Annotated in this window: 7 protein-coding genes and 1 pseudogene; 5 read left to right on the forward strand and 3 right to left on the reverse strand. The window is 74.0% G+C overall.

Going from position 1 to position 6,804, the window contains the following annotated elements; genetic code table 11:
- Positions 1-122 precede the first annotated feature (122 nt).
- The 4 genes from AB0917_RS33090 (at position 123) to AB0917_RS33105 (ending at position 4,390) form a co-directional block, all read left to right on the forward strand.
- On the forward strand, positions 123-1,559 hold the full coding sequence (locus tag AB0917_RS33090) for an exo-alpha-sialidase (RefSeq protein ID WP_366823414.1): 1,437 nt from the start codon (positions 123-125) through the stop codon (positions 1,557-1,559).
- 256 nt (positions 1,560-1,815) lie between these two features.
- A complete protein-coding gene (locus AB0917_RS33095) occupies positions 1,816-2,775 on the forward strand; it encodes a dihydrodipicolinate synthase family protein (protein ID WP_366823415.1) in 960 nt (319 codons plus the stop codon).
- The gene (locus AB0917_RS33100) at positions 2,772-3,716 is read left to right on the forward strand and encodes an ROK family protein (protein WP_366823416.1); all 945 of its coding nucleotides are present in this window, start codon (positions 2,772-2,774) and stop codon (positions 3,714-3,716) included. The genes AB0917_RS33095 and AB0917_RS33100 overlap by 4 nt, the downstream gene beginning before the upstream one ends.
- Positions 3,713-4,390, forward strand: coding sequence for a putative N-acetylmannosamine-6-phosphate 2-epimerase (locus AB0917_RS33105; protein ID WP_366823417.1), 678 nt, complete (start codon positions 3,713-3,715; stop codon positions 4,388-4,390). Before AB0917_RS33100 ends, AB0917_RS33105 begins: the two co-directional genes overlap by 4 nt.
- Here AB0917_RS33105 and AB0917_RS33110 read toward each other — a convergent pair.
- Both AB0917_RS33110 and AB0917_RS33115 read right to left on the reverse strand, forming a co-directional pair.
- On the reverse strand, positions 4,387-4,992 hold the full coding sequence (locus AB0917_RS33110; protein ID WP_366823418.1) for an ATP-dependent Clp protease proteolytic subunit: 606 nt from the start codon (positions 4,990-4,992) through the stop codon (positions 4,387-4,389). The genes AB0917_RS33105 and AB0917_RS33110 overlap by 4 nt on opposite strands.
- Positions 4,993-5,157: 165 nt before the next feature.
- Positions 5,158-5,673: an excalibur calcium-binding domain-containing protein gene (locus AB0917_RS33115; RefSeq protein WP_366823419.1), complete on the reverse strand. Its 516-nt coding sequence runs from the start codon at positions 5,671-5,673 to the stop codon at positions 5,158-5,160.
- A gap of 204 nt (positions 5,674-5,877) precedes the next feature.
- On the opposite strand from AB0917_RS33115, the gene AB0917_RS33120 reads away from it, so the two are divergent.
- Positions 5,878-6,162 carry a type II toxin-antitoxin system Phd/YefM family antitoxin gene (locus AB0917_RS33120; RefSeq protein ID WP_366823420.1) on the forward strand — a complete coding sequence of 95 codons (285 nt, stop codon included), beginning with the start codon at positions 5,878-5,880 and terminating at the stop codon, positions 6,160-6,162.
- Here the strand turns inward: AB0917_RS33120 and AB0917_RS33125 are convergent.
- Positions 6,141-6,804: pseudogene (locus AB0917_RS33125) on the reverse strand (ABC transporter permease); the annotation flags it as partial. The gene AB0917_RS33120 and the pseudogene AB0917_RS33125 overlap by 22 nt on opposite strands.

A 6,804-nucleotide genomic window follows, 5' to 3' on the forward strand; every position in this document is an offset into this window, starting at 1 on the left:
CCTTCCAGCGCGCCATGGCCGGCCTGGCGGAAGTGGCCGGTCCTCCCCTGACGCGCGGGCCCCGCCCGCCGCGCGTCCCTCTCCGTCCGCACGTCTCCCCCTCACGAGAAGAGAGATCGTCCATGCAGCGCAGAGCCCCCCTGGCCATCCTGTCCGCCGCCGTCATGCTGGCCGCCACGGCAGGCACCGCACACAGCGCCACCGCCGCCCCCGGCGAACTGACCTCCCAGGACATCGCGACCCAGGGAGTCGGCTCCCCCCACTACCGCATCCCCGCGCTGACGACCTCCGTCAAGGGCACCCTGCTCGCCGCCTACGACACCCGGCCCACCCTCGGCGACCTGCCCGGCAACCTCGGTGTGGTCCTGCGGCGCAGCACCGACGGCGGGGCCACCTGGCAGAGCCAGCAGGTGGTCCGCAAGGAAGCCGCCCCCAAGGGCTACGGCGACCCCAGCCTGCTCGTGGACCGCACGACGGGACGCATCTTCGTCTTCTACGCGGGCTCCGTGAACCAGGGCTTCTTCGGCTCGGCCACCGGCAACGACGAGACCGACCCGGACGTCCTCCAGGCCGACTACAGCTACTCGGACGACGACGGGGTGACCTGGGCCCACCGCCGCATCACCCAGCAGATCAAGAACCCCGCCTGGGGCGGCATGTTCGCGGCCTCCGGCGAAGGCATCCAGGTGCGCGCCGGCGCGTACAAGGGCCGCCTGATCCAGCAGTACGCCATCCGCCACAACGGCGCCAACTACGCGGTCAGCGCCTACAGCGACGACCACGGAGCGACCTGGAAGATGGGCAACCCGGTCGGTCCGGGCGGTGACGAGAACAAGACGGTCGAACTCAGCGACGGCCGGATCATGCTCAACAACCGTTCCGCGCCCTACCGGACCATCGCCTACTCCACGGACGGCGGCGTCAACTACACGCCGTTCACCCAGGACACCGGCCTGCGCGACCCGGCGAACAACGGCTCGGTCATCCGGTACGCCCCGGACGTCCCCGCCTCCCACCCCCAGGCGTCATGGCTGCTGTTCAGCAACACGGACAGCACCTCGCGGAGCAACCTCACCGTGAAGATGTCGTGCGACAACGGCAGGACCTGGCCGATCCGGAAGGTCGTCGACCCGAACAGCGCCGCCTACTCGACGCTGACCCGGCTGCCGGACGGCCGGCTCGGGCTGCTCTACGAGCGCGACGACTACAAGCACATCACCTACTCCTCCTTCGACCTGAAGTGGCTCGGCGGCACCTGCGCGGACATCACCATCACGCCTCCCGCCACGATGAAGGCGGGGACGACCACGGAGGTGACCGTCCGGGTCGTCAACCGGATGGACGTCACCCGCAGCGCGGGGACGCTCGACCTGACGGTCCCCGGCGGCTGGGCGACCGAGCAGGTGGCGTTCCCGGCCACGCGGCCGGGCGAGGGCGCGAACATCAAGGTCCCGGTCACGATCCCGGCGGGCGCCTCGGGGACGGCCGAGCTGACCGTGACCTACAAGTCCGACGGCAAGCAGGCCTCGGGCAGCAGGTCGGTGACCGTGACTCCGTGACCACCGGCGCCGGGCAGGCCGCGGCTCCACCCGTCCGCATGCGGTCGCCCGCCCGATGTGCACGGCCGAGGCGGGGCGACGGTCCTCCCGCAGGGCCCTCGCCCCGCCCCCGGCGTGCCCTTCCCCTCTTGACCGGTGGCCTGGGCGGCGGTCTAAGGTGAGCCCAAGACATCAGACATCTTACGTCTCATGTCTCGGTCTCATCCCTCTCGCCGCGGCAGACCGCCGGTCCGAGTCAAGCTGGAGCCCCATCACCATGTCCCTGCCCTCACTGCTGCGCGGCGTCGTGCCGCCGGTCTGCACCCCGCTGGACGACCGCGGGGAGGTCGACACGGCTTCCCTGGGCCGGCTCGTCGGCCACCTCGTCGACAGCGGCGTGCACGGTCTCTTCGCACTCGGCTCCACCAGCGAGGTCGCCTATCTGACCGATGTCCAGCGCGCGAGCGCCCTGGAGACCGTGGTCACCGCGGCCGCCGGCCGGGTCCCGGTTCTCGCCGGGACCATCGACACGACGACCGCCCGGGTGACCGAACACGCCCGGACCGCCCTGTCGTTGGGCGCGGACGCCCTCGTCGCCACCGCGCCCTTCTACACCCGCACGCACCCGAAGGAGATCGCCGGACACTTCCGGCGGCTGCGTGCCGCCGTCGACCTGCCGCCGTTCGCCTACGACATCCCGGTCGCCGTGCACTCCAAGCTCTCCACCGCTCTGGTGCGCGAGCTGGCCGAGGACGGAACCCTGGCCGGCCTCAAGGACAGCAGCGGTGACGAGGGCGGCACGCGCAGGCTCCTCGTGGAGCTCGGCGGACGGGACGGCCGGGCCCAGGGCCCGGCACCGCACTTCAGCGTGCTGACCGGCTCCGAACTCACCGTGGACGCGGCCCTGCTGGCCGGAGCCGACGGTGTCGTACCCGGCATCGGCAACGTGGACCCGGCCGGCTACGTACGCCTGTACGACGCCGCGCGAGCCGGTGACTGGGCGCTTGCCGCCCAGGAGCAGGAGCGGCTCGTCGAGCTGTTCGCGATGGTCGACGTCGGCCCGGAACAGGACATGGGCCGCAGCTCGTCGGCGCTCGGCTCCTTCAAGGAGGCGCTGCGGCTGCTCGGCGTCATCGACAACGGCGCCACCGCCTTCCCCCAGATCCCGCTGTCCGCCGAGTCCGTCGCGCGCGTCGCGGAGCGGCTGAGCGGCGCCGGTCTGCCGCCGGTCCGATGACCGCGCGGGCGACCGGCGCCCCGGTGATCGGCCTGGACCTCGGCGGTACGAAGATCGCAGCCGCGCTCTTCGGCGCCGACGGCCGGGTGCTGGCCCGGCACACCCGGCCCACCCCGGCCCGGGACGGCGCGGCCGCGGTGCTCGACGCACTCGCCGCCGCGGCGGCCGAGGTGGACCCGGGCCGCCTGGCCACGGCGGTCGGCATCGCCGCCGCCGGGGTCGTCGACCCCCGCAGCGGCATCGTCACCAGCGCCACCGACTCCATCCGCGGCTGGGCCGGCACCGCCCTCGGCACCGGTCTGGCGGACCGTACGGGCACCCCCGTGGCCTGCGACAACGACGTACGGGCCACCGCGGGGCCGGAGCTCGACGCCCTGCCGGGGGGCCAGGGCTCGCTGCTGTTCGCGGCCATCGGCACGGGCGTGGGCGGCGCCCTCGCCGTCGACGGACGGATGCTCCACGGCGCGGCCGGCATCGCCGGCCACCTCGGCCATCTGCCCAGCGCCGAAGCGGCCGGACTGCCCTGTACCTGCGGCGCCACCGGACACCTGGAGGTCATCGCCTCCGGACCCGGCATCACCGCCCACTACGAGCGGCTCACCGGGGCCCCGGTGGACCGGCTCGAAACGGTCGCGGACCGCGCCGCCCACGGCGATCGGGCCGCCGAACACGCCATCACCACCGGTGCGACGGCGGCCGGCCGCGTCCTCGGCGGCCTCGCCAACGCCCTCGGCCCCGACCGGGTCGTCGTCGGCGGGGGAGTCCCCCGGATCGGTGCGCTGCACGGCGACGCGCTGGCCGCCGCCTTCGCCTCCGAGCTGATGCCCCCGCTGCGGGGGCTCCGGCCCGAGCCCCCGCTCCTGGGCCACGACGCCGCCGTACGGGGCGCCGCGGCCCTGACCACCACACTGCCCCTCCACCACCCGGGAGTTGCCCGATGACCGCACAGGATCTGACCGACACGCTCAGGGGCCGGCTGATCGTCTCCTGCCAGGCGCCCCCCGGCGACCCGATGCGGGAGACCGCCACCCTGGTACGCCTCGCCCTGGCGGCAGCCGCCGGCGGCGGCAGCGCGATCCGCGCCAACGAGCCGGAGGTCGTCGCGGCGATCGTGGAGGCGGTGGGCCTGCCGGTCATCGGCCTGTGGAAGGACGGCGACACCGGCGTCTACATCACCCCGACGGTCCGGCACGCCCTGGCCGTCGCCGAGGCCGGCGCGGCCGTGGTCGCCGCCGACGCCACCGACCGGCCGCGCCCGGACGGCTCCACCTTCGCCGAGCTGGTCACGGCCGTGCACGGGGCGGGCGCCCTGGTCATGGCCGATGTCTCCACGCTCGCCGAGGGGATCGCCGCCGCCGGGCAGGGGGCCGACTTCGTCTCCACGACCCTGTCCGGCTACGTCCCGGGCACCCCTGAGCAGACCGGCCCGGACCTGGGTCTCGTGGCCGCCCTCTCGGCCGCCGTCTCCGTGCCGGTCGTCGCCGAAGGCCGTATCAACACCCCCGAGGAAGCGGCCGAGGCCCTCGCGCGCGGCGCCCACAGCGTCGTCGTGGGCACGGCCATCACCGCGCCCACGGCCCTGACCTCCCGCTTCGTCCGCGCTCTGGCCGACTAGCGGTTCTTCACGACGTGGTCCACCAGCCCGTGGGCGAGGGCCGCCTTCGCATCGAGGACGGTGTCGCGTTCGATGCCGGCGGTTACCTGCTCGGCGGTCCGGCCGGTGTGCCGGACCAGCATGGCCGTGAACAGCTCGCGGATACGGACCAGTTCGCGCGCCTGGACCTCCAGGTCGGCCGGCCGGCCCCGCAGCGGCTCCGCCAGGGCGGGTTGCGCGAGGACCACCCGCGCGCCGGGCAGGGCGTGCCGGCGCCCTGGGGCTCCGGCCGCCATAAGGGCGACCGCGTAGGAGCAGGCCTGTCCCAGGCAGAAGGTCTCCACGTCGCACGTCAGGAACCGCATCGTGTCGTAGACCGCCGCCATCGCGCCGAACGAGCCGCCGGGGCAGTTGATGTAGAGCGACAGCGGCCGGTCCGGGTCGGCGTGCTCCAGGTACATGAGCTGCGCGATCAGATCGCTCGCCGCGGTGTCGTCGATCGGACTCCCGAGGAAGACGATCCGCTCGGACAGGAGCTTGGAGTACGGGTCCTGGGTCCGGGCTCCGGCTGAGGTGCGCTCGGTGAACTCGGGCAGTACGTAGCGGGCGGCGGGTCGGATCATGGCGGAGCCCCTCTCCTCGGTGCGTGAAGGAACGCAGGGGCGGCGCAGGACGAAGCCGCACGCGAACACCCCGTCAGAAATGTACAGGACGTACAGAACGGGTGGGGGTGTTCGGCGAGGAGAGAGGTTCTCGGGGTGAGGGTCAGGGCGAGCCCCGGCAGGGGGCTACTCGCAGGCGATCCCGTCACCGTCGCGGTCCAGGTGCCGCCCGTACCCCGGTTCGCCCGCCCTGATGGGGTCGGCTCCGGCGGCGCGGACGGCGGTGCAGTTCTTGTAGTACGTCGACCCCGCGCCCGAGTCGTCGTCATCGTCGTACACCGGGTCGGGCGCGGCGGCGGCAGGCTCCGGCGGGGGTGCGGTGACGGTCACCCGTACCTCCTTGATCTTCGTGACCGTGGGGGCCGGCTCCGGACTGGCCGTCACCGTGACCTTCGCCGTCTCCGTCACGGTGACGGTCACCGTCGGCCCCGGCTCGGTCTTCACCGCCGCCGCCGGCACGGTCTCCGGCTGCTCACCCGCGGCGCCGATCCCCACGCCGAGCAGGAGCAGCACACCGGCGGCAGGGAGGACGACGCGCTTGCGGGCCCACCGGGGGCCGGACGCGGGGCTCGGTGGCGGGACGGGTGTGGGCTGCCCCCAGTTCGGCTGCTGCGACGGGTGCTGCGGGTCGTTCCAATTCATCTGTACCCCAAGGCAGTTGTCAGAGGTACGAAGCTAGTGAATCGGATGTGCCCGCAGGAGCTGAACGTTCCGGTGGTGACGGAGTTGTGACCAAAGCACGGGGGAGTGGTGGTCACGCCTTGCCCGGCCGGCCTCCCGGGGGGCCGGCCGTGCGGATGCCGGAGGGCGCCCCTGGCGGTTGCGCGCGCGCCTTAAGCTGGGGCCATGGCTTACGAGATTCCGGTGACGCAAGCACGGGCGGAGCTCGCCGACCTGATCAACCGCGTCGTCTACGGCGGTGAACGGGTGGTCGTGACGCGGCACGGCAAGCCGCTCGTCGCGCTGGTGTCCGCCGCCGACCTGGAACGGCTCGAAGGGGAGGAGGCCGTGGCCGAGGAGCAGGTGATCAGCTCGGTCTCCTCGATCGGCTCCGCCGCGCCGGCCCCCGGCGAACGGCAGCGGTTCGGCATCGCCGCCGAGCACCGCCATCAGGGCGACTCCGGCGCCTGAACTCCGGCCGGCACGGCCGCCGTACCCCGCCGGCCGGCGACCAGGACCGCCGCCAGGCCGAGCCCCGACCAGAGCGCGAGCGTCAGCACGGCACCGCCCGCCGCGCTGCCGTCGAAGAACGCGACCGAGCGCAGCAGTGATCCGCCCGCGCCCGGCGGCAGCCACTGGCCGATCGCGCCGACCGGCTCGGGGAGCAGCTGTGGGGCGCTGGTGACCCCGGAGAAGGAGTTGCCCAGCAGGACCATCAGCAGCGCGCCGAGGCCGAGCCCGCGTGGGCCGAGCAGGGCGGCGAGCCCCGCCACCGCCGCGCTGATGGCCAGGACCGTCAGGCCGAGGACGCCGGCCTCCGTCCACCAGTCGCCCGTGATGGCGCCGAGCCAGCTGTGCGCCACGGCCGCGGCGGCCAGACCCACCAGTGCGGCCGATCCGGCCAGGGCCAGCGCCGCCCGCGCCCCGCGCAGCCCCAGCAGCGTGACGGCCGCTCCCGCCCCCATCCCCGCCAGGGCCAGCGGCAGCACGCTCGCCCCGAGCGCGCATCCGCGCGGGTCCCCCGAGGGGGCGGCCACCACAACGGTGACCCGGACCAGATCGCCGTCCCGTGCCGCCGCCGTCAACGCCACGCGCAGCAGCAGGGCGACGACA

Origin of the sequence: Streptomyces sp. NPDC007346, assembly GCF_040703535.1 — a bacterium.
Classification (GTDB): domain Bacteria; phylum Actinomycetota; class Actinomycetes; order Streptomycetales; family Streptomycetaceae; genus Streptomyces.

Bases quoted from the DNA above. Each gene is read 5' to 3' on its own strand.
- AB0917_RS33090 (WP_366823414.1), top strand. From the start codon at position 123: ATGCAGCGCAGAGCCCCCCTGGCCATCCTGTCCGCCGCCGTCATGCTG.
- AB0917_RS33095 (WP_366823415.1), top strand. From the start codon at position 1,816: ATGTCCCTGCCCTCACTGCTGCGCGGCGTCGTGCCGCCGGTCTGCACC.
- AB0917_RS33100 (WP_366823416.1), top strand. From the start codon at position 2,772: ATGACCGCGCGGGCGACCGGCGCCCCGGTGATCGGCCTGGACCTCGGC.
- AB0917_RS33105 (WP_366823417.1), top strand. From the start codon at position 3,713: ATGACCGCACAGGATCTGACCGACACGCTCAGGGGCCGGCTGATCGTC.
- AB0917_RS33110 (WP_366823418.1), bottom strand. From the start codon at position 4,992: ATGATCCGACCCGCCGCCCGCTACGTACTGCCCGAGTTCACCGAGCGC.
- AB0917_RS33115 (WP_366823419.1), bottom strand. From the start codon at position 5,673: ATGAATTGGAACGACCCGCAGCACCCGTCGCAGCAGCCGAACTGGGGG.
- AB0917_RS33120 (WP_366823420.1), top strand. From the start codon at position 5,878: ATGGCTTACGAGATTCCGGTGACGCAAGCACGGGCGGAGCTCGCCGAC.